Genomic DNA, 19,014 nt, shown 5'->3' with positions numbered 1-19,014 from the left:
ACATGTCCGACGACAAGTGGCAGAACCCGGTGGCCGGCTTCGGCGTGACCTTCAAGGCCATGTTCAAGAAGCGCCTCACCGAGCAGTACCCGGAGCAGCACAAGACCACCGCCCCGCGCTTCCACGGACGCCACCAGCTCAACCGGCACCCGGACGGTCTGGAGAAGTGCATCGGGTGTGAACTGTGCGCCTGGGCCTGTCCCGCCGACGCCATCTACGTGGAGGGCGCGGACAACACCGAGGAGGAGCGCTACTCCCCGGGTGAGCGCTACGGCGCGGTCTACCAGATCAACTACGCCCGCTGCATCCTGTGCGGGCTGTGCGTCGAGGCGTGCCCGACGAGGGCGCTGACCATGACCAACGAGTTCGAACTGGCCGACTCCAGCCGTGAATCGCTCATCTACACCAAGGAGCAGCTGCTCACGGGCCTGACCGAAGGCATGGTCGAGGCCCCGCACGCGATGTTCCCCGGCACGCAGGACACGGACTACTACCGCGGGCTGGTGACGGGGGCCGCCCCCGGCACGGTCCGGCAGGAGGCGAAGTCCGCGGGCGAGCAGGCCCCGCAGGAGGCCGCCTCCGACTTCGGCCCGACCGAGCCCGCCTCGCAGGAGGTGATCGGACGATGAGCGCTCCGCTCGCCGCGGCCGCCTCGCTGACCTCCACCGGAGAGGCAGTCCAGTTCTGGGTCCTCGGCACCGTCGCCGTCATCGGCGCGCTGTCCACGATCCTGATGAAGAAGGCCGTGCACAGCGCCCTCAGCCTGGCCGGGACGATGATCATCCTGGCGGTCTTCTACCTCGCCAACGGGGCGTACTTCCTGGGCGTCGTCCAGGTCGTCGTCTACACCGGCGCGATCATGATGCTGTTCCTCTTCGTGGTCATGCTCGTCGGCGTCACCGCCGCCGACTCCCTGAAGGAGACCATCAAGGGCCAGCGCTGGCTGGCGGTCCTGTGCGGACTCGGCTTCGGCATCCTGCTGATCGCCGGCATCGCCCACGCCGGGCTCTCCCACTTCAACGGGCTGGGCCGGATCAACTCCGCCGGGCACGTCGAGGGCCTGGCCCAGCTGATCTTCACCAAGTACGTCTTCGCCTTCGAGATCACCGGCGCGCTGCTGATCACCGCGGCCGTCGGCGCGATGGTGCTGACCCACCGCGAGCGCACCGAGCGGGCCGCCACCCAGCGCGAGCTGGCCGAGCGCCGCGTCCGCGGGGGCGTACAGCTCCCGCCGCTGCCCGCGCCCGGCGTCTACGCCCGGCACAACGCGGTGGACGTCGCCGGCCTGCTGCCGGACGGCACCCCCTCCGAGCTGACGGTCAGCAAGACGCTGCGCGCCCGCGGCCAGATCCGGGACGTCTCCGGCGATGCGCTGAACGACCTCAAGGCACTGGAGCAGGCGTCCTCGGAGCGCCTCGGCCGTGAGGAGGCCTCGAAGTGAATCCGGTCAACTACCTGTACCTGGCGGCGCTGCTGTTCACCATCGGCGCGGCCGGAGTGCTGATCCGCAGGAACGCGATCGTGCTGTTCATGTGCGTCGAGCTGATGCTCAACGCCTGCAACCTCGCCTTCGTGGCCTTCTCGCGGATGCACGGCAACCTCGACGGCCAGATCATCGCGTTCTTCACGATGGTCGTCGCCGCCGCGGAGGTCGTGGTCGGCCTGGCGATCATCGTGTCGCTGTTCCGTGCCCGCCACTCGGCCTCGGTCGACGACGCCAGCCTGATGAAGCTGTAAGGGGTCGCAGTGGAGAACCTGATTGCGCTGCTGGTGGCGGCGCCCCTGCTCGGAGCGGTGGTGCTGCTGTGCGGCGGCCGGCGTCTCGACAGGGCCGGACACTGGATCGGCACCCTGTTCGCCGCCGTCTCCTTCGGCATCGGCGCCGCGCTGTTCGCCGACATGCTGGGGCGCGGGGCGCAGGACCGGACCCTGAGCCAGCACCTGTACAGCTGGATCCCGGTGGAGGGCTTCCAGGCGGACATCGCCTTCCAGCTCGACCAGCTGTCGATGACCTTCGTCCTGCTGATCTCCGGCGTGGGCACGCTCATCCACGTCTACTCCATCGGGTACATGGAGCACGACGAGCGGCGCCGCCGCTTCTTCGGCTACCTCAACCTGTTCGTCGCGGCGATGCTGCTGCTGGTCCTCGCCGACAACTACCTGCTGCTGTACTTCGGCTGGGAGGGCGTGGGCCTCGCCTCGTACCTCCTGATCGGCTTCTGGCAGCACAAGCCCAGCGCGGCCACCGCCGCGAAGAAGGCCTTCCTGGTCAACCGCGTCGGTGACATCGGCCTGTCGATCGCGATCATGCTGATGTTCACCACTTTCGGCACCTTCGCCTTCGGGCCGGTCTTCGCTTCGGTCGGCGAGACCTCCGAGGGCAGGCTGACGGCGATCGGCCTGATGCTGCTGCTGGCGGCCTGCGGCAAGTCGGCCCAGGTCCCGCTGCAGTCCTGGCTCGGCGACGCGATGGAGGGCCCGACCCCGGTCTCGGCCCTGATCCACGCGGCGACGATGGTGACCGCCGGCGTCTACCTGATCGTGCGGTCGGGAGCCGTCTTCAACGGGGCCCCCGACGCCCAGCTGGTGGTCACCGTCGTGGGCGCGGTCACGCTCCTCTTCGGTGCGATCGTCGGTTGCGCGAAGGACGACATCAAGAAGGCGCTCGCCGGATCGACGATGTCCCAGATCGGCTACATGATCCTCGCCGCGGGCCTCGGCCCGATCGGCTACGTGTTCGCGATCATGCACCTGGTGACGCACGGCTTCTTCAAGGCCGGCCTCTTCCTCGGCGCGGGTTCCGTGATGCACGGGATGAACGACGAGGTCGACATGCGCAAGTACGGCGCCCTGCGCCGGTACATGCCGATCACCTTCGTGACCTTCGGGCTCGGGTACCTGGCGATCATCGGTTTCCCTGGCCTGTCCGGCTTCTTCTCCAAGGACAAGATCATCGAGGCGGCCTTCGCGAAGGGCGGCACCGAGGGATGGATCCTCGGCTCGGTGGCCCTGCTCGGCGCCGCGATCACCGCGTTCTACATGACCCGCGTCATGCTCCTCACCTTCTTCGGCGAGAAGCGCTGGCAGCCCGCCCCCGACGCGGACACGGCGCCCGGCGCCGAGCCCGCCGGGGACCACCGGGCGGGCCGCATGCCGCACCCGCACGAGTCCCCGAAGTCCATGACCGTCCCGATGATCGTGCTGGCCTTCGGCTCCGTCTTCGCCGGCGGCTTCTTCAGCATCGGCGACCGGTTCCTGAGCTGGCTGGAGCCCGTCACCGGGTACGAGCACGGACACCCGCCGGTCAGCGCCCTGACGGTCACGCTCGCCACCATGGTGGTCCTGGTCCTCGGTGTCGCCGTCGCCTGGGCGATGTACGGCCGCAGGCCCGTCCCGGTGCTCGCCCCGCGCGGCTCGCTCCTCACCCGGGCGGCCCGGCGGGACCTCTACCAGGACGACTTCAACCACGTCGTGCTGGTGCGCGGCGGGGAGCACCTGACCCGCTCCCTCGTGTACGTCGACCACAGCCTGGTCGACGGGGTGGTCAACGGGACGGCCGCCTCGGTCGGCGGACTGTCGGGCCGGCTGCGCAGGCTGCAGAACGGCTACGCCCGCAGCTACGCGGTCTCGATGTTCGGGGGCGCGGCGATCCTGATCGCCGCGACCCTGCTGATGAGGGCGGTGTGAGATGAGTTTCCCGCTTCTGACGGTGACGGCGGCGGTCCCCGCGGCCGGCGCGATCCTGACGGCGGCCGTACCGGCCGCCCGCAGGACCGCCGCCAAGTGGCTCGCGCTGCTGTTCTCGCTGGCGACCCTGGCGCTGGCCGTGCTCGTCGCGATCCGCTTCGAGCCCGGCGGCGACCGCTACCAGCTCACCGAATCCCGCGCGTGGATCGCCGACTTCGGCGTCCGCTACGAGCTGGGCGTCGACGGCATCGGGGTGGCGCTCATCGCGCTCACCGCGCTGCTCATCCCCTTCGTGATCGGGGCCGGCTGGCACGACGCCGACCCCCTGGAGACGAGCTCCACGCGCTGGCGGCCGACCCAGGGCTTCTTCGCCCTGATCCTGCTGGTCGAGGCGATGGTGATCATCTCCTTCGAGGCCACCGACGTCTTCCTCTTCTACATCTTCTTCGAAGCCATGCTCATCCCGATGTACTTCCTCATCGGCGGTTTCGGGGACCGGGCACACGCGGGATCCGACGAGAACGCGGCCGCTCAGCGCTCGTACGCCGCCGTCAAGTTCCTCCTCTACAACCTGGCCGGCGGTCTGATCATGCTGGCCGCCGTCATCGGGCTGTACGTGGTCGCCGGGAACTTCTCGCTCCAGGAGATCACCGCCGCCCGCGCGGCGGGCACCCTCGACATGGCGACCAACACCGAGCGTCTGCTGTTCCTCGGGTTCTTCTTCGCCTTCGCGGTGAAGGCCCCGCTGTGGCCGCTGCACACCTGGCTGCCGAACGCGATGGGCGAGTCCACCGCACCGGTCGCCGTGCTGATCACCGCGGTCGTCGACAAGGTCGGCACCTTCGCGATGCTCCGCTTCTGCCTCGGGCTCTTCCCCGACGCCAGCAAGTGGGCCACGCCGGTGGTCCTGGTCCTGGCCCTGATCAGCATCGTCTACGGCGCCCTGCTCGCGGTCGGACAGCGCGACATCAAGCGGCTGGTCGCCTACGCCTCGATCTCGCACTTCGGCTTCATCATCCTGGGCATCTTCGCGATGACCTCCCAGGGCCAGTCCGGGGCGACGCTCTACATGGTCAACCACGGGATCTCGACGGCCGCCCTGATGCTGGTGGCCGGATTCCTGATCTCACGGCGCGGCTCGCGGCTCATGGCCGACTACGGCGGCGTCCAGAAGGTGGCACCCGTCCTCGCCGGCACCTTCCTGATCGGCGGACTGGCCACCCTGTCGCTGCCCGGGCTCGCGCCCTTCGTCAGCGAGTTCCTGGTCCTGGTCGGCACCTTCGCCCGGTACCCGGTCGTCGGCGCCATCGCCACCGTCGGCATCGTGCTGGCCGCGCTGTACACGCTGGTCCTCTACCAGCGCACGATGACGGGCCCCGTGAAGGAGGAGGTCCGCGAGATGCCGGACCTGCGCCTGCGGGAAGTGCTGGTGGTCGCTCCGCTGATCGTGCTGCTGATCGGGCTGGGCGTGTACCCGAAACCGCTGACGGACATCGTCAACCCGGCGGTGCAGCACACCATGTCGGACGTCAAGCAGAGCGACCCGAAGCCCGAGGTGGCTGTCGAGGCCGTACCTGCGAAGAATGGGGAGGCGGCGAAGTGAGCACCGTGACTGCTGCCCACAGCCTGTGGACACTGGCGGCCGACGGACCGGTCGAACGGATCCCGGCACCGGTGATCGAGTACGCGCAGCTCGCGCCCACGCTGATCGTGCTGGGCGCGGCGGTCCTCGGAGTCCTCGTCGAGGCCTTCGTACCGCGCAAGTCCCGCTACTACGTCCAGGTGTTCCTCGCCGTCGCGGCCCTGGCCGCGGCCTTCGCGGCGGTCGTCGGCCTCGCCGCCGGCGGGTACGGGAGCACCAAGGCGCACATCGCGGCCATGGGCGCGGTCGCCGTGGACGGCCCGGCGCTGTTCCTGCAGGGCACCATCCTGCTGGCGTCGGTCGTCGCGGTCCTCACCTTCGCCGAGCGGCGCCTGGACCCGGCAGCGCACGGCAACCGGGTGGACTCCTTCGCCGCCCAGGCGGCGTCCGTACCGGGCAGCGAGAGCGAGAAGGCCGCCGTCAAGGCGGGCTTCACCACCACCGAGGTCTTCCCGCTCGCGCTGTTCGCGGTCTCCGGGATGCTGGTCTTCCCGGCGGCCAACGACCTGCTGACCCTGTTCATCGCGCTGGAGGTCTTCTCCCTCCCGCTGTACCTGCTCTGCGCCGTCGCCCGCCGCCAGCGGCTGATGTCGCAGGAGGCCGCGGTCAAGTACTTCCTGCTGGGCGCCTTCTCCTCCGCCTTCCTCCTCTTCGGGATCGCGCTGCTCTACGGGTACGCCGGCTCGGTCTCGTACGCCGTGATCGCCGACGTGGTCGACGGCACGGTCTCGAAGATCGACCCGGCGCTCGCCGACACCATGGGCAACGACGCGCTGCTCCTGATCGGCGGGGCGCTGGTCCTGACGGGTCTGCTCTTCAAGGTCGGCGCGGTCCCCTTCCACATGTGGACCCCGGACGTCTACCAGGGCGCCCCGACGCCGGTCACCGGTTTCATGGCGGCGGCGACGAAGGTCGCGGCCTTCGGGGCGCTGCTGCGGCTGCTGTACGTGGTCCTGCCCGGCCTGCGCTGGGACTGGCGGCCGGTGATGTGGGGCGTCGCGATCGTCACGATGCTGGCGGGCGCGGTGATCGCCGTGACCCAGACGGACGTGAAGCGGCTGCTGGCCTACTCCTCGATCGCGCACGCCGGCTTCATCCTGGCGGGCGTGATCGCGACCTCGGCGCAGGGCGTGCAGTCCGTCCTCTTCTACCTGGCCGCGTACTCCTTCGTGACGATCGGCGCCTTCGCGGTGGTCACGCTGGTGCGCGACGCGGGCGGCGAGGCGACGCACCTGTCCAAGTGGGCCGGGCTCGGCCGCCGTTCGCCACTGACGGCGGCGGTGTTCGCGGTGTTCCTGCTGGCTTTCGCCGGCATTCCGCTGACCTCGGGCTTCGCCGGCAAGTTCGCCGTGTTCAAGGCGGCGGCCGAAGGCGGCGCGGGCGCGCTGGTCGTGGTCGGTGTCCTCTCCTCCGCGATCGCCGCGTTCTTCTACATCCGGGTGATCGTCCTGATGTTCTTCAGCGAGCCGAAGGCCGACGGCCCGACGGTGGCCGTCCCCTCGCCGCTGACGATGACGACCATCGCGGTGGGCGTGGCGGTCACTCTGGTCCTGGGCGTGGCCCCGCAGTACTTCCTGGACCTGGCGGGACAGGCGAGCACTTTCGTCCGCTGACCGGTTCCGTTGCTGCGGGCGACGGGCCCCGTTCCCTCAGGGGAGCGGGGCCCGCCGGTGTATCGCCGCACCTGCGTGAGGGCTGCTCCTACGAGTGCTCGTGAGAAGACGGCGCGGGGCAGGTGACGTTGAGGTTCCAGTTGTGGAACCGGCCCTGCGGGTTGTCCTTGTACCCCCACATGTGCAGGTCGAAGTGGATGGGCATCCCGGGCGTGTGGCCCGGCATCGGGCCGTCGAAGGGCAGACCGAACATCGTGGGGCGGCCTTCGTGCGTCGCCAGGTTCTGGTCCGGGTCGGAGACCTGCCACTCCACCGCGTACAGCTTGCGGCCGCCCGGGCCCTTCTCCGCGCCGTAGATCAGGGACGTCGGCCTGCTCGGGTCCGTGGAGCCCCAGCGGGACGGGTTCAGGTAGTGGTAGCCCATGGCGCCCGGGCCCCTCTTGTTGGACATGCAGTCGTCCGTACGGATGTAGCCGTCGGCGATGGCCGCCCGCTCGTTCTGGTACTTGGCCGTCACCCGGTAGGCCGTCGCCATGTCGAGCATCGCCCGGTGGTTGTTCCTGTCGGGCGCCGGGCCGTCCACGGCCCTGGCCGCCGGGAGGGCGGCGAGGACTATGGAGGCGGCGGCGGCGCACGTGAGGACGGCCTTGAAGCGGGGTGCGTGCATCGGGACTCCTGCGCTTTCCTGGGCGGACGGGCTTTCGTCCACCATCCCGGGGCCGCGGGAGCGCTGCACGCGGCGCGCCCCCAAACGGGGGCCCCGCGCTACGGCCGGGTGGTGCCGGGCAGGCAGCGCACCGCCGGGTTGTACGAGGCGAACAGCCCGGCCGGGTTCTTCTTCCACAGCCAGACGTGCAGGGCGTAGTGCACCGGCTGGCCCTTGAAGCGGCCCGGGAAGGGCCCCTTGAACGGCTGTCCGAAGAGGGCCGGCCGGTCGTCGTCCGTGTCGACCCTGCCGTCGCGGTCCATGACGACCCATTCGAGACCGACGAGCCTGCGGCGGCCCTTGTCGTCGTCCTCGTACTGGAGGGCGGCGGGCTTCGTGGGGTCGAGGGAGTTGTCGTGGGCGTGGTTGAAGTGCGGGTAGCCGAGGGCCCCCGAGCCGGCCGGGTCGCGGACGCAGTACTTGTCCGGGACGTAGCCGGCCTCCAGCCCGGCCCGCTCCCGGTGGTATCGGCTGGTCGCCACGGTCGCCCGCTTCAGTTCGGACCAGGCCGCGGGATCCGCGGCGAAAGCCGGACCGGCGGGTGGCACGGGGTGGGCGCCGGCGGGACTGCCCGCCAGGGTGAGAGCGGCGGCGAGGGCCAGGGTGAGGATGCCGGTACGAGAGGCCATACGGGGTCTCCTTGGGGCGATGTCGGGCGGTCGGCCCCAGGAGCATCACCCTGCGGGCCGCCCCGGCCGGGCACGGCAGGCCGGTCAGGGGGGCCGGGCCGCCCGGGCGGCGTACGCCGGGGCACCCGCGTCCGGGCCACGCCGTGGCCGCCCGACGGGATGGCCGCCCGACGGGATGGCAGCGCGACGGGGTGGCCGCCCGGGCGGCAGGGCGGCGGGCGGCAGGGAGCCCCGCCACCCCGCCGCGGCCGTCCGCCCCGGGGCCGGGACTAGCGGGAGCCCACGATGCGGCCGGTGACCTCGCCGAGGCCCACGCGGGTACCGTCGGCGCCGGGGGCCCACGCGGTGAGCGTGACGGTGTCCCCGTCCTCCAGGAAGGTGCGCTTTCCGTCGGCGAGTTCGATCGCGTCGCGGCCGTTCCAGGTCAGCTCCAGCAGGGAGCCCCGCTGGCCGGTCTCCGGGCCGCTGACGGTGCCGGAGCCGTAGACGTCGCCGGTGCGCAGGGAGGCGCCGTTGACGGTCATGTGGGCCAGCTGCTGGGCGGCGGTCCAGTACATCGACGCGAACGGCGGCCGCGCCACCTCCTGCCCGTTGATGGAGACGGTGATGTGCAGGTCGAAGCCGCCGGGACGGTCGTCGGCGGAGTCGTCGAGGTAGGGCAGGAGCGGGAAGTCCCGGGCGGGCGGGGCGACACGGGCCGCGTCCAGGGCCTCCAGCGGGGTCACCCACGCCGAGACGGAGGTGGCGAAGGACTTGCCGAGGAAGGGGCCCAGCGGCACGTACTCCCAGGCCTGGATGTCCCGCGCCGACCAGTCGTTGAGCAGGAACAGGCCGAAGACGTGGTCCTCGAACTCGCCGAGCCCCACCGAGCGGCCCAGCTCGGAGGGGGCGCCGACGACGAAGCCGACCTCGGCCTCGATGTCCAGCTTGACGGACGGGCCGAAGACGGGCGCCGGGTCCGAGGGCGCCTTGCGCTGCCCGCAGGGCCGTACGACATCGGTCCCGGAGACCACGATCGTGCCCGCGCGGCCGTGGTAACCGATCGGCAGGTGCTTCCAGTTGGGGGTCAGCGCGTCGCCGTCCGGGCGGAAGATCCGGCCGACGTTGGTGGCGTGGTGCTCGCTGGCGTAGAAGTCGACGTAGTCCGCGACCTCGTACGGCAGGTGCAGTTCGACCTCCTCCAGCGGCAGCAGGTGCGGCTCCACGGCGGGGCGGTGGCCGGGATCGGTGACCCAGGCGGTCAGCGCGCGGCGCACGTCGCGCCAGGCGGTGCGCCCGGCGGCGAGCAGCGGGTTGAGGGAGGGCTGCCCGAGCAGCCCGGCGTACGGGGAACCGAGCGCGGTGGCGGCCGCCCCCGCGTCGAGCACGTGTCCGCCGATCCGCACACCGATGCGGCGGCGGCCCTGCGATGCCGTCGAGAAGACGCCGTAGGGGAGGTTGTGCGGCCCGAACGGGTCGCCCTCGGGGACATCGAGGGGGCTCTGCTGGGGCATGGGGTGCTGCCTCGCTTTCGACGCGGTCCGGGGGTGTCCCGGGGGCTTGTTGACACGTTACGTGGCTGGTGGGGGCTGCGGGAGGCCGGATTCGGGCACTATTTGTAGGACTTGTCCAACGAGGTCCGTATCCTTGACGCCGTGACTTCCGCCCTCCCCTATGCACTGATCGCCACCGACCTGGACGGGACTCTGCTGCGCGCCGGGGACACCGTCTCCGCCCGCTCCCACCAGGCACTCGCGACGGCCCGCGCGGCCGGTGCCCAGCACATCATCGTCACCGGCCGCCCCGTCCCACAGGTCCGCCACGTCCTGGACGACCTCGGCTACACGGGGCTCGCGGTGTGCGGGCAGGGCGCGCAGGTGTACGACGCGGCGCGCGGGCGCCTGCTGCACTCCGTGTCCATGGACCGCTGGCTGGCCGAAGTGGCCCTCGGCAAGATCGAAGCGGAGATCGGGGAGGTGTACGCGGCGGTCAACCAGGAGGGGATCGACGCGGAGATGCTGATAGGGCCGGGCTACCGGATGTGGCACCCGCACCTGCCGACGGTGCGCGTGCCGCGGCGCGCGGACCTGTGGTCGGCCCCGATCAACAAGGTGCTGCTCCAGCACCCCCGGCTGGACGACGACGAGCTGACGCGCGCGGCGCGGTCGGTGGTCGGCGACCTGGTGAACGTCACCATGGCCGGGGAGCACACGGTCGAGCTCCAGCCGCCCGGCATCGACAAGGCGAGCGGCCTCGCACGGGCGGCGGAGGTCCTGGGCCTGCCCGCCTCGGCGACGATCGCCTTCGGGGACATGCCGAACGACATCCCGATGTTCGCCTGGTCGGCGCACGGGGTGGCCATGGCCAACGCCCACCGCGAGCTGGTCGCCGTGGCCGACGAGCTGACGCTGTCGAACGAGGCGGACGGCATCGCGGTGGTCCTGGAACGCCTCTACGCCTGACCGGGCCCCGGTCCCTGGCCCGCGGCCCCCGGCCCGCGGCGGCGCCGCCGTCCCCGGGGCCGCTCAGCCCGCCGTGCGGGGGAGGCGGCGTTCCCAGGTGCGGTGGAAGACCACCTCCTCGCCCTCCCGGCACACCACCTCGTTCGACGTCTGGAAGCCGCCCTCGTCGCAGCGGATCTCGGAGCGGGTCTCCACCCGGGTGTCCCAGCCCAGCTCCGGCCGGTGGAGCCGGATCCGCCACTCCGAGCGGGCGCGGGCCGACAGCGGGTCCGCGTCCTGGATCTCGTACACCTCCCGCGCCTCCTCGCCGAACTCCAGCCCGTCCGGATACACCCGCGTGCCCCCGTACCGCGGGTCCACCTCCAGCCGCCAGGTGCCGCGCGCGACGTCCCGTACGACGAGCCGCTCCGGCGGCGGCTCGTCCAGCGTGGCCGGCTGCAGGACCCGCAGCGGCTCCGACTGCTCCGGGGCCTCGAAGACGATGCCCTCGTCCGCCCCGCCGGCGGCGCCCACCCGCACCGGCAGGGTCAGCGCGCTGCCTGCCGGGTCCAGGGTCCAGCCGGCCTCGGAACCGGCCCGCGGCCAGATCCACGGCCAGTACGCCGAGGACACCGCCAGGCGGATGCGGTGCCCCGGAGCGAAGGCGTGGCCGATGGCGTTCAGCTCGAAGGTGACGTCCTCGTACGACCCCACCGGCCACGGCACGGCCCGCTCCCGCCCACGGCGGGCGGAGAGGTTCAGCGCGCCCCGGGTGACCAGCGTCGAGGAGCCGTCCGGGGCGACGTCGCACAGCCGGGCCACGGCCTGCCCGTACGGCACCTCCAGCCGCAGCCGCAGGGCCACCGACGGCCGGCCCAGGATCTCCAGCGGCTCCACGCCCCCCACCGGGAACTCGAAGCAGGCCGACTTCGCGTCCTCCTCCCGCTGGTCCGGCGGCAGGTCGGCGTCGTTGCCGGAGGGGAAGGACCGGCCCGCGTCCACGCCGGTGTGCTGCGGGGAAGCGACGACCACCGGCGCGCCCTGGAGCCCGTAGCGGACGGGGACGACGGAGGGCGAGGGCCAGGCCCGCTCCCCGGTCCAGCGGCCCGGGAGCTCCTCGTACACCGTGGCGGGCGCGTGCGAGTCGCTGATCCAGGAGCGCAGCAGCGGCTCCTGCAGCACGCCGGTGTCCTCCCCCTTGAGCCAGTGGTCCCACCAGCGCAGGGTCTCCTGCAGGAAGCCGATGGCGGGGCCCGGCGGCAGCCCGCGGTCCGGGTACTGGTGCGACCACGGCCCGATCAGGCCCCGTACGCGGTCCGCCGGCAGGTGCTCGGCCAGCCGCAGGACGGTGTCCCGGCAGGGGTCGTGCCAGCCGCCCACCGCGAGCACGGCCGCGCCGATCGCCCCGTAGTCCTCGCGGACGCTGCCGTGGCGCCAGTAGGCGTCACGGGTCTGGTGCGAGAGCCAGGTGTGGATGAGCGGCTGGAGCGCCTCCAGGCGGTCCAGCCACTGCTCCCGCCAGCCCTCGCCCGCGTACAGCGGGTCCGGCGGACGGGCGGCGAAGGCCAGAGCGGCGGCCGCGCGCGCGTGCATGTCCGCGGCCGGCACCGATCCGCCCGTGTAGTGCCCGCCGTTGTCGTACCGGTCGTCCGTCGAACAGACGCTCACGACCGCCTTCAGGGCCTCGGGTGCGAGCGAGGCGACCCGCAGGCTGTGGGAGCCGCCCCAGGAGATCCCGAACATCCCCACCGACCCCGTGCACCACGGCTGCGACGCCAGCCACTCCACCACCGCGACCCCGTCCGCCGGCTCACGGGCGTCGTACGTGTCGCCCGGGCGGCCCCCGCTGCACCCGTGGCCGCGCACGTCCACCCGGACGGAGGCGTAGCCGTGCCCCGCGTACCAGGGGTGGCGCTGCCAGTCGCGCGGCGCCGTCCGGTCGGTGAGCCGGTCGGGGAGGTACTCCAGCAGCGCCGGTACGGGCTCGCCGGTCACCGGGCGCCAGACGCGGGCGTACAGCTCCACGCCGTCGGGCAGCGCGATGCGGACGTCCTCGCGGGTGGTCTCGTACGGGAAACCGGTACGGATGATCATCTCGTTCAGCCGCCAATCGCCTCGGTGGACGGGGTGCACGGTCGGCGAGCCGTCCACCGGCGACGGGGAGGAGATGGACCATGGTTCAGCAGGCCGCGGGCCGCGACTGGGGTGGCGGCCGGCCGGCCTGCGGATCCGCGGGTTCCTCCGTGTCGCCCGCAGTTCCGGACACCACGTAATCTCCGGTTGTTTCGCCTTCTCACCGAACATACCGGTGCAGTTCGGGCGGTGCGCGGGTCGCGACCGGGCGGGCGCTCTCGGTGATCGAAAACAGACCCGATACGCTGGCTTGAGTGATGGCAGCGACACATCGACAATCCAGGTGATCGTCAGCGTGATCGTCAGCAGACAGGAGTACCCCTCGTGACCGTCGTCGGGCCGTTCGGACTGAGCGTGCGGGACCAGGCTCTTGAGACCGATGTCCAGGCCGGACTGGCCGCCGTCGAGGCGGGTCTGCTGGAGGCCACCAAGAGCGAAGTCCCCTTCATCACCGATGCCGCGCAGCACCTGGTACGGGCCGGGGGCAAGCGCTTCCGGCCGCTGCTGGTGATGCTCGCGTCCCGCTTCGGCGATCCGTACGCGCCCGGGATCGTGCCGTCCGCCGTCGTGGTGGAGCTGACCCACCTGGCGACCCTCTATCACGACGACGTCATGGACGAGGCGGACGTCCGGCGCGGGGTCGAGAGCGCGAACGCCCGCTGGGGCAATTCGGTGGCCGTCCTGACGGGTGACTTCCTGTTCGCCCGCGCCTCGCACATCCTTGCCGACCTCGGTCCGGAGGCCGTCCGCATCCAGGCCGAGGCCTTCGAGCGGCTGGTGACCGGCCAGATCCTGGAGACGGCCGGCCCGCGCGACGGCCGGGACCCCGTCGCCCACTACCTCGACGTCATCGCCGGCAAGACCGGCTCGCTGATCGCGGTGTCCGGCCGCTTCGGCGCGCTGATGTCCGGCGCCGACGAGTCCGTCGTGGACATCCTGACGCAGTACGGCGAGCGGCTCGGCACCGCCTTCCAGCTCGCCGACGACGTCCTGGACATCGCCTCGGACGCGCACGAGTCCGGCAAGACCCCGGGCACCGACCTGCGCGAGGGCATCCCCACGCTGCCCGTCCTGCGGCTGCGCGAGACCGCCGCCCGCGACGGGCGCGCGGAGGACCTGGAGCTCGTACGGCTCCTGGACGGCGATCTGACGGACGACGCCCGCCATGCCGAGGTCCTCACCCGGCTCCGGGCCCACCCCGCCCTGGAACAGGCCCGCCGCGACACCGTCCGCTACGCCGAGGACGCGCGGGCCATGCTCGCGCCGCTGCCCGAGTGCTTCGCGAAGTCGGCCCTGGAAGAGCTCTGCGACGCCGTGGTGCACCGGGCGGGCTGATCCCCGCAGGCGGGGCGCCACCGGCACGGCACGCCACGGCATCGCCACCGCTACCGCCCCCGCAGACGCGGAACGGGCCCTTCCGCCCCACCGACCCCTACGGGTCGGGGGAGAGGGGCCCTCCCCGTGTCATCCCACGGTCGTACGCGCACTTGCGTCCGGGGGCTGACGCCCACGAGCCGCATTTTTGGTCAGATGGAGTCATCAACCCCACCAGATCGGGTGAGCGCGGTGACACGGGCGTCGCCGCCGTCGACACAGAGGGCAGGGCACTGACATGGCAGCGAACACGAAGACTTCTCGCAAGGTCGCCCGGTACGCCGTACCGGTTGCGGTGGCAGGTGTGGCCGCGGCGACCGTCGCGATGGTCCCGGCCTTCGCCAACGCCGGCGGACCCGACCTGCCGAAGGTCACGGCGCAGCAGCTCATCGAGAAGATCGCCGGCTCGGACGTGCAGCAGCTGTCCGGCACCGCCCGCATCAGCACCGACCTGGGCCTGCCCTCCTTCGCGAGCGGGCTGCTCGGCGGCGGTGGCGTCACCGGGGGTTCCGCCGCCCCGCAGGACAAGGTCGCGCAGCTGGCGAGCGGCACCCACACCTTCCGCGTCGCCGCGGACGGCCCGGACCGCCAGAAGCTGACCTTCCTGGACGGCAAGGACGAGTACAGCCTCGTCCACAACGGCAACGACGTGTGGGGCTACGACTCCAAGTCGAACGAGGTCTTCCACGAGAAGGACGCCGGCAAGGGCGCCGAGCACAAGGCGGCGGACCGGATGGCCGCCTCGCCGCGGCAGATGGCCGAGGAGGCCCTGAAGGCCGCCGGCCCGACCACGGACGTCAGCGTGGGCGACACGGCGCAGGTGGCCGGGCGGGACGCCTACCAGCTGGTGCTGAAGCCCAAGCAGGCCGGTTCCACGGTCGGCTCGGTGCAGATCGCGGTGGACGCCAAGAACGGAGTGCCGCTGCGCGTGCAGCTGCTCTCCGCCCAGGGCGGCAAGCCCATCGTGGACGCGGGCTTCACCAAGGTGGACTTCGCCAAGCCGGCCGCGGACGCCTTCGCCTTCACCCCGCCCAAGGGCGCCACGGTGACCGAGGGCGCGGACGGGGCTGCCAAGGGCGGGCACGGCAAGGAGTTCAAGGGCCTGGATGCCTTCCCGGGCCTGGGTGACCTGGCCGGCCGCGCGGACGGCAACGGCAAGGGCGAGGTCAAGGTCCTCGGCGAGGGCTGGTCCAGCGTCGCGCGGATCGACAGCGGGGCCGACAGGAGCCTGAAGGACCTGGAGAACGACAAGAACGCCCCCAAGGAGGCCAAGCAGTTCCTGAACTCGCTCGGAGACAAGGTCTCCGGGAAGTTCGGCGAGGGCCGGATCTTCTCCACCCGCCTGGTCAACGCCCTGATCACGGACGACGGCAAGGTCTACGTCGGCGCCGTCACCAAGGACCAGCTGGTGAAGACGGCCGACGCCGCGAAGTAGGCACGACGCCGCCGCGCACGCGACGAGGGTGGTCCGGGACCTGTGTCCCGGGCCACCCTCGCGTCGTTCCCCTCCTGCGTACAGCGGCCCCGCTGTACGGTGGTCGGCATGTCGAGACACGTCACCATCCGCCTGAACGAAGAGTTCCATGAACGCCTGAAGGCGCGTGCGGCGGCGCTGGGGACGACGGTCACCGCGCTGATCACCGAGGTCACGGAACGCGAACTGGACGACGACCGGCAGAACTTCCTGTCCGGCATCGAGGAGTTCGCCGACCACTGGGGCTACTTCCAGGAGCGGTTCGGCAATTGAAGATCACCATGGAGTGGGCCTGGACCGCTCTGGCCCACCATCTCCCGTCCGATCCCGCCGTATGGGACCCCTCCGGGGTGGCCGCCGCGGTCGCCCGGCACCAGAACGACCTCGTCCTGGTGCCCGAACAGCCCGCCCCGGACACCGCGTGGCGGGCCGCCGCGTTTCTGCACACCCTCGCCGTGTGCCCGGCGCTGGAGTCCCCGATGAACGAGTTCTACGCCGCCGCCGCGACCCGCTCGTACCTGCGCGTGGCCGGGGCCAGGCAGCTGCCCTCGCCGGAGGAGCTCGGCGATCTGGTCGAGGCGGCGAAGCTGGGCCGTGCGGACGTCGCGGCGGTGGCGCAGGAGCTCCGCGCCCGCATCCAGGAGCCGCTGCCCGCCTCACTGCAGGGCCGCCGCGAGGACGCGTAGGCCGCCGCCGCTCGCGCGGCGGCGGCCCGGGTCGCCGGTCCTGCGGTTGGCGGCCCGAGGCTGTCCTGCTGCGGGCCTGCCGTGATCCTGCTGCGGTCCTGCGGCAGCCTAGAAGGTGATCTTCCAGCTGTTGATGTAGCCGACGTCCTGTGCGGCCACGTCCTTGACCTGGAGCTTCCACACTCCGTTGGCCACCTCGCTCGACGCGTTGACCGTGTAGGTGGCGATGACGTTGTCCGCCGAGTCCGAGCTGGAGGAGTTCTTCAGCAGGTAGGCGGTGCCGTCCGGGGCGATCAGGTTGACGACCAGGTCACCGCGGTAGGTGTGGACGATGTTCACGTCGACCTTGGTGGTGGCGGGCGCGTTGCCCGCGACCCCCGACACGGTGATCGGTGAGGTCACCGCGGCCGCGGGCGAGTCCGGGACGTTCACGTCCGCGGTGTTCTCGAAGGACTGGCCCGGCGGGACCGGCGTGGCCGCGCCGAGGTTCCACACCGCGTAGGCGATGGCGTCGGCGTTGCGGTCCAGGGCGGTGTCGTTGATGTTCGCCAGGGAGTCGCAGGAGGAGTGGTAGCAGCGGTCGAAGGCCTGACCGGAGGTGCCGCCCCACTTCTGTGCCTGCGCCGCCGTCTTGGTGTAGTCGGCGCCGGAGAACAGGCCGCCGACCGGGATGCCCGCGCTCTTGAAGGGCGCGTGGTCGGAGCGGCCGTCGCCCTCGGTCTCGATCTCGGTCGCGATGCCGAGGCCCGCGTAGTAGTTCTTGAAGGTCTGCTCGATGGTCGGGTCGTCGTCGTAGACGAAGTAGCCCGGATTCGGCGAGCCGATCATGTCGAAGTTGAGGTAGCCGGAGATCTTCGCCTTCTCGGCGGCCGGCAGATTGGTGACGTAGTACTTCGAGCCGACCAGCCCCAGCTCCTCCGCGCCCCACCAGCCGAAGCGCAGGTGCTTCGTCGGCTGCAGGCCCGCGCGGGAGACGGCGAGCGCGGTCTCCAGGACGGCCGCGGAACCGGAACCGTTGTCGTTGATGCCGGCGCCCGCGGTCACCGAGTCCAGGTGCGAGCCGGACATCAGGACCGAGTTCGGGTCGCCGCCCGGCCAGTCGGCGATCAGGTTGTAGCCGGTGGCGCCGCTGGAGGTGAAGGTCTGCACGGTGGTGGTGAAGCCCGCCGCGTCGAGCTTGGCCTTCACGTAGTCGACCGAGGCCTTGTAGCCGGTCCGGCCGTGGGCGCGGTTGCCGCCGTTGTTGGCGGCGATGGTGGAGAGCTGCGACAGGTGGGCCTTGACGTTGGCCAGGGGTATGTCGGGCGGTGTCGGCGCCGCGGTGACCGCCGTGGGGGCGGCCAGGGCGGCGGGGGCGGTGGCGGCGAACAGGCCGGTGACCGCGAGGGCGGTCACGGCGGCGAGGCGCCGGGAGACGGACAGGCTCATGTGGGGGCTCCGGGATTCCGCGGGGATATGACGGAACGAGCGGGATAGAGCGGGTGAGCTGTAGTGCGTCTGTGCGAGCCTGATGTTCAGCGAGAGTGTGACTGTCCGTCAAGACCACAATTCGGTCAGGGCAGTTCGAAAAACGGACGGTCCCCGGTAAGGGGGTTCCTTACCGGGGACCGCGGGGGCCGAGTGCCGCGCCGGGGCGCCGCGCGGGGGCGGTCGCTACGCGGGTTCGCGGGTGGGCGCCGCGACGGCCGGCGACACCGCGTCGAGCCGCATCCGGGAGCGTCGCGACGTGCGCAGTGCGTCCCAGGTCAGCAGGGCGAGGGCGGCCCACACCAGGGAGAAGCCGGCCCAGCGCTCGGGTGGCATGGCCTCGTGGAAGTACAGGACGCCGAGCCCGAACTGGAACACCGGGGCCATGTACTGGAGCAGCCCGAGGGTGGACAGCGGGACCCGGATCGCCGCCATCCCGAAGAACACCAGCGGGACCGCGGTGACCAGCCCGGTCGCGGCCAGCAGCAGGGCGTGGTCCACGCCGTGCGCGGCGAAGGTGGACCGGCCCCGGGCGCCCAGCCACAGCAGGTAGCCGAGCGCGGGCAGGAACAGCACGGCCGTCTCGGCGGTCAGCGACTCCAGCCCGCCCATGTTGAGCTTCTTCTTGATCAGTCCGTACGTCGCGAACGAGAAGGCCAGCACCAGCGAGATGTACGGCGGCCGCCCGTATCCGACGGCGAGCACCAGCACGGCGGCGAAGCTGATGGCGACCGCCGCCCACTGCACCCGCCGCAGCCGCTCGCCCAGCACCAGCACGCCGATCGCGATGCTGACCAGGGGGTTGATGAAGTAGCCCAGGCTCGCCTCGACGACCTGGCCGCTGTTGACGGCCCAGATGTACAGGCCCCAGTTCACGGTGATCACCGAGGCGGCCAGGGCGGTCAGGGCGAGCTTGCGGGGCTGTCGCAGCAGCTCGCGCATCCAGTCCCAGCGGCGCAGGGCCAGCAGGGCCACCCCGACCACGGCCAGGGACCACACCATGCGGTGGGCCAGGATCTCCACGGCGCCGGACGGTTTGAGCAGCGGCCAGAAGAGGGGGACCAGCCCCCACATTCCGTATGCGCCGAATCCGTAGAGCAAACCCGTGCGCTGCTCGTTGTCCGCCTTCACGGGGCCTCCTGTACGACTTCCAGCCAACCTGACGACGGTATCGCCACGCGGG

The 19,014-nt window shown here is 71.5% G+C and carries 17 protein-coding genes; 11 read left to right on the top strand and 6 right to left on the bottom strand.

Going from position 1 to position 19,014, the window contains the following annotated elements; all coding sequences use genetic code 11:
• Positions 1–2 precede the first annotated feature (2 nt).
• From nuoI to nuoN, 6 genes are read left to right on the top strand one after another with little or no spacing between them, the layout of a single operon-like run.
• Positions 3–629 (top strand): NADH-quinone oxidoreductase subunit NuoI, encoded by a 627-nt coding sequence (gene nuoI, locus AMK16_RS12055; RefSeq protein WP_073913051.1) that lies wholly within the window; start codon positions 3–5, stop codon positions 627–629.
• Positions 626–1,441 (top strand): NADH-quinone oxidoreductase subunit J, encoded by an 816-nt coding sequence (locus AMK16_RS12050; RefSeq protein WP_073913048.1) that lies wholly within the window; start codon positions 626–628, stop codon positions 1,439–1,441. The genes nuoI and AMK16_RS12050 overlap by 4 nt, the downstream gene beginning before the upstream one ends.
• On the top strand, positions 1,438–1,737 hold the full coding sequence (gene nuoK, locus AMK16_RS12045) for an NADH-quinone oxidoreductase subunit NuoK (RefSeq protein WP_073913045.1): 300 nt from the start codon (positions 1,438–1,440) through the stop codon (positions 1,735–1,737). The genes AMK16_RS12050 and nuoK overlap by 4 nt, the downstream gene beginning before the upstream one ends.
• A 9-nt stretch (positions 1,738–1,746) precedes the next feature.
• Positions 1,747–3,687, top strand: a complete 1,941-nt coding sequence (gene nuoL, locus AMK16_RS12040) for an NADH-quinone oxidoreductase subunit L (RefSeq protein ID WP_073913042.1) — start codon at positions 1,747–1,749, stop codon at positions 3,685–3,687.
• 1 nt (position 3,688) lies between these two features.
• Positions 3,689–5,290: an NADH-quinone oxidoreductase subunit M gene (locus tag AMK16_RS12035; RefSeq protein WP_073913039.1), complete on the top strand. Its 1,602-nt coding sequence runs from the start codon at positions 3,689–3,691 to the stop codon at positions 5,288–5,290.
• A complete protein-coding gene (gene nuoN / locus AMK16_RS12030; protein WP_073913036.1) occupies positions 5,287–6,942 on the top strand; it encodes an NADH-quinone oxidoreductase subunit NuoN in 1,656 nt (551 codons plus the stop codon). The genes AMK16_RS12035 and nuoN overlap by 4 nt, the downstream gene beginning before the upstream one ends.
• Positions 6,943–7,030: 88 nt before the next feature.
• On the opposite strand, the gene AMK16_RS12025 is transcribed toward nuoN, so the two are convergent.
• The 3 genes from AMK16_RS12025 to fahA form a co-directional block, all read right to left on the bottom strand.
• Positions 7,031–7,609, bottom strand: a complete 579-nt coding sequence (locus AMK16_RS12025) for a hypothetical protein (protein WP_073913033.1) — start codon at positions 7,607–7,609, stop codon at positions 7,031–7,033.
• 98 nt (positions 7,610–7,707) lie between these two features.
• A complete protein-coding gene (locus tag AMK16_RS12020) occupies positions 7,708–8,277 on the bottom strand; it encodes a hypothetical protein (protein WP_073913030.1) in 570 nt (189 codons plus the stop codon).
• Between the two features lie 269 nt (positions 8,278–8,546).
• Positions 8,547–9,770, bottom strand: a complete 1,224-nt coding sequence (fahA, locus tag AMK16_RS12015) for a fumarylacetoacetase (RefSeq protein WP_073913027.1) — start codon at positions 9,768–9,770, stop codon at positions 8,547–8,549.
• Positions 9,771–9,911: 141 nt separating this feature from the next.
• Between fahA and AMK16_RS12010 the strand changes: the two genes are divergently transcribed.
• Entirely contained in the window at positions 9,912–10,718 is an 807-nt protein-coding gene (locus tag AMK16_RS12010; protein WP_073913710.1) for an HAD family hydrolase, read from the top strand.
• Positions 10,719–10,781: 63 nt separating this feature from the next.
• Here AMK16_RS12010 and AMK16_RS12005 read toward each other — a convergent pair whose 3' ends face one another.
• Positions 10,782–12,791, bottom strand: coding sequence for a CocE/NonD family hydrolase (locus AMK16_RS12005; protein WP_073913708.1), 2,010 nt, complete (start codon positions 12,789–12,791; stop codon positions 10,782–10,784).
• A 363-nt stretch (positions 12,792–13,154) separates the two neighbouring features.
• Here AMK16_RS12005 and AMK16_RS12000 point away from each other — a divergent pair, with 363 nt between their 5' ends.
• The 4 genes from AMK16_RS12000 (at position 13,155) to AMK16_RS11985 (ending at position 16,364) form a co-directional block, all read left to right on the top strand.
• Positions 13,155–14,165: a polyprenyl synthetase family protein gene (locus tag AMK16_RS12000; RefSeq protein WP_073913024.1), complete on the top strand. Its 1,011-nt coding sequence runs from the start codon at positions 13,155–13,157 to the stop codon at positions 14,163–14,165.
• Positions 14,166–14,442: 277 nt separating this feature from the next.
• Positions 14,443–15,639 (top strand): LolA family protein, encoded by a 1,197-nt coding sequence (locus tag AMK16_RS11995; protein WP_073913021.1) that lies wholly within the window; start codon positions 14,443–14,445, stop codon positions 15,637–15,639.
• Positions 15,640–15,747: 108 nt separating this feature from the next.
• A complete protein-coding gene (locus AMK16_RS11990; RefSeq protein WP_242438685.1) occupies positions 15,748–15,951 on the top strand; it encodes a ribbon-helix-helix domain-containing protein in 204 nt (67 codons plus the stop codon).
• A complete protein-coding gene (locus AMK16_RS11985) occupies positions 15,948–16,364 on the top strand; it encodes a hypothetical protein (RefSeq protein WP_242438684.1) in 417 nt (138 codons plus the stop codon). Before AMK16_RS11990 ends, AMK16_RS11985 begins: the two co-directional genes overlap by 4 nt.
• Positions 16,365–16,472: 108 nt before the next feature.
• Here the strand turns inward: AMK16_RS11985 and AMK16_RS11980 are convergent, their stop codons facing one another.
• Both AMK16_RS11980 and rarD read right to left on the bottom strand, forming a co-directional pair.
• Positions 16,473–17,792, bottom strand: coding sequence for a M28 family metallopeptidase (locus AMK16_RS11980; RefSeq protein WP_073913015.1), 1,320 nt, complete (start codon positions 17,790–17,792; stop codon positions 16,473–16,475).
• A 225-nt stretch (positions 17,793–18,017) separates the two neighbouring features.
• Positions 18,018–18,962 carry an EamA family transporter RarD gene (rarD, locus tag AMK16_RS11975; protein ID WP_073913013.1) on the bottom strand — a complete coding sequence of 315 codons (945 nt, stop codon included), beginning with the start codon at positions 18,960–18,962 and terminating at the stop codon, positions 18,018–18,020.
• Between the last annotated feature and the right edge of the window lie 52 nt (positions 18,963–19,014).

It is taken from the genome of Streptomyces sp. CB00455, from assembly GCF_001905445.1.
In the GTDB taxonomy this organism is placed as follows: Bacteria; Actinomycetota; Actinomycetes; order Streptomycetales; family Streptomycetaceae; genus Streptomyces.
Note: the sequence above shows the minus strand (reverse complement) of the source record. Positions and strands in the feature narration are given on the sequence as shown.

What these genes read in the sequence shown, in the direction of transcription:
- nuoI (WP_073913051.1), top strand. Translation starts at nt 3, where the DNA reads ATGTCCGACGACAAGTGGCAGAACCCGGTGGCCGGCTTCGGCGTGACC.
- AMK16_RS12050 (WP_073913048.1), top strand. Translation starts at nt 626, where the DNA reads ATGAGCGCTCCGCTCGCCGCGGCCGCCTCGCTGACCTCCACCGGAGAG.
- AMK16_RS12035 (WP_073913039.1), top strand. Translation starts at nt 3,689, where the DNA reads ATGAGTTTCCCGCTTCTGACGGTGACGGCGGCGGTCCCCGCGGCCGGC.
- AMK16_RS12025 (WP_073913033.1), bottom strand. Translation starts at nt 7,609, where the DNA reads ATGCACGCACCCCGCTTCAAGGCCGTCCTCACGTGCGCCGCCGCCGCC.
- AMK16_RS12020 (WP_073913030.1), bottom strand. Translation starts at nt 8,277, where the DNA reads ATGGCCTCTCGTACCGGCATCCTCACCCTGGCCCTCGCCGCCGCTCTC.
- fahA (WP_073913027.1), bottom strand. Translation starts at nt 9,770, where the DNA reads ATGCCCCAGCAGAGCCCCCTCGATGTCCCCGAGGGCGACCCGTTCGGG.
- AMK16_RS12005 (WP_073913708.1), bottom strand. Translation starts at nt 12,791, where the DNA reads ATGATCATCCGTACCGGTTTCCCGTACGAGACCACCCGCGAGGACGTC.
- AMK16_RS11995 (WP_073913021.1), top strand. Translation starts at nt 14,443, where the DNA reads ATGGCAGCGAACACGAAGACTTCTCGCAAGGTCGCCCGGTACGCCGTA.
- AMK16_RS11990 (WP_242438685.1), top strand. Translation starts at nt 15,748, where the DNA reads ATGTCGAGACACGTCACCATCCGCCTGAACGAAGAGTTCCATGAACGC.
- AMK16_RS11980 (WP_073913015.1), bottom strand. Translation starts at nt 17,792, where the DNA reads ATGAGCCTGTCCGTCTCCCGGCGCCTCGCCGCCGTGACCGCCCTCGCG.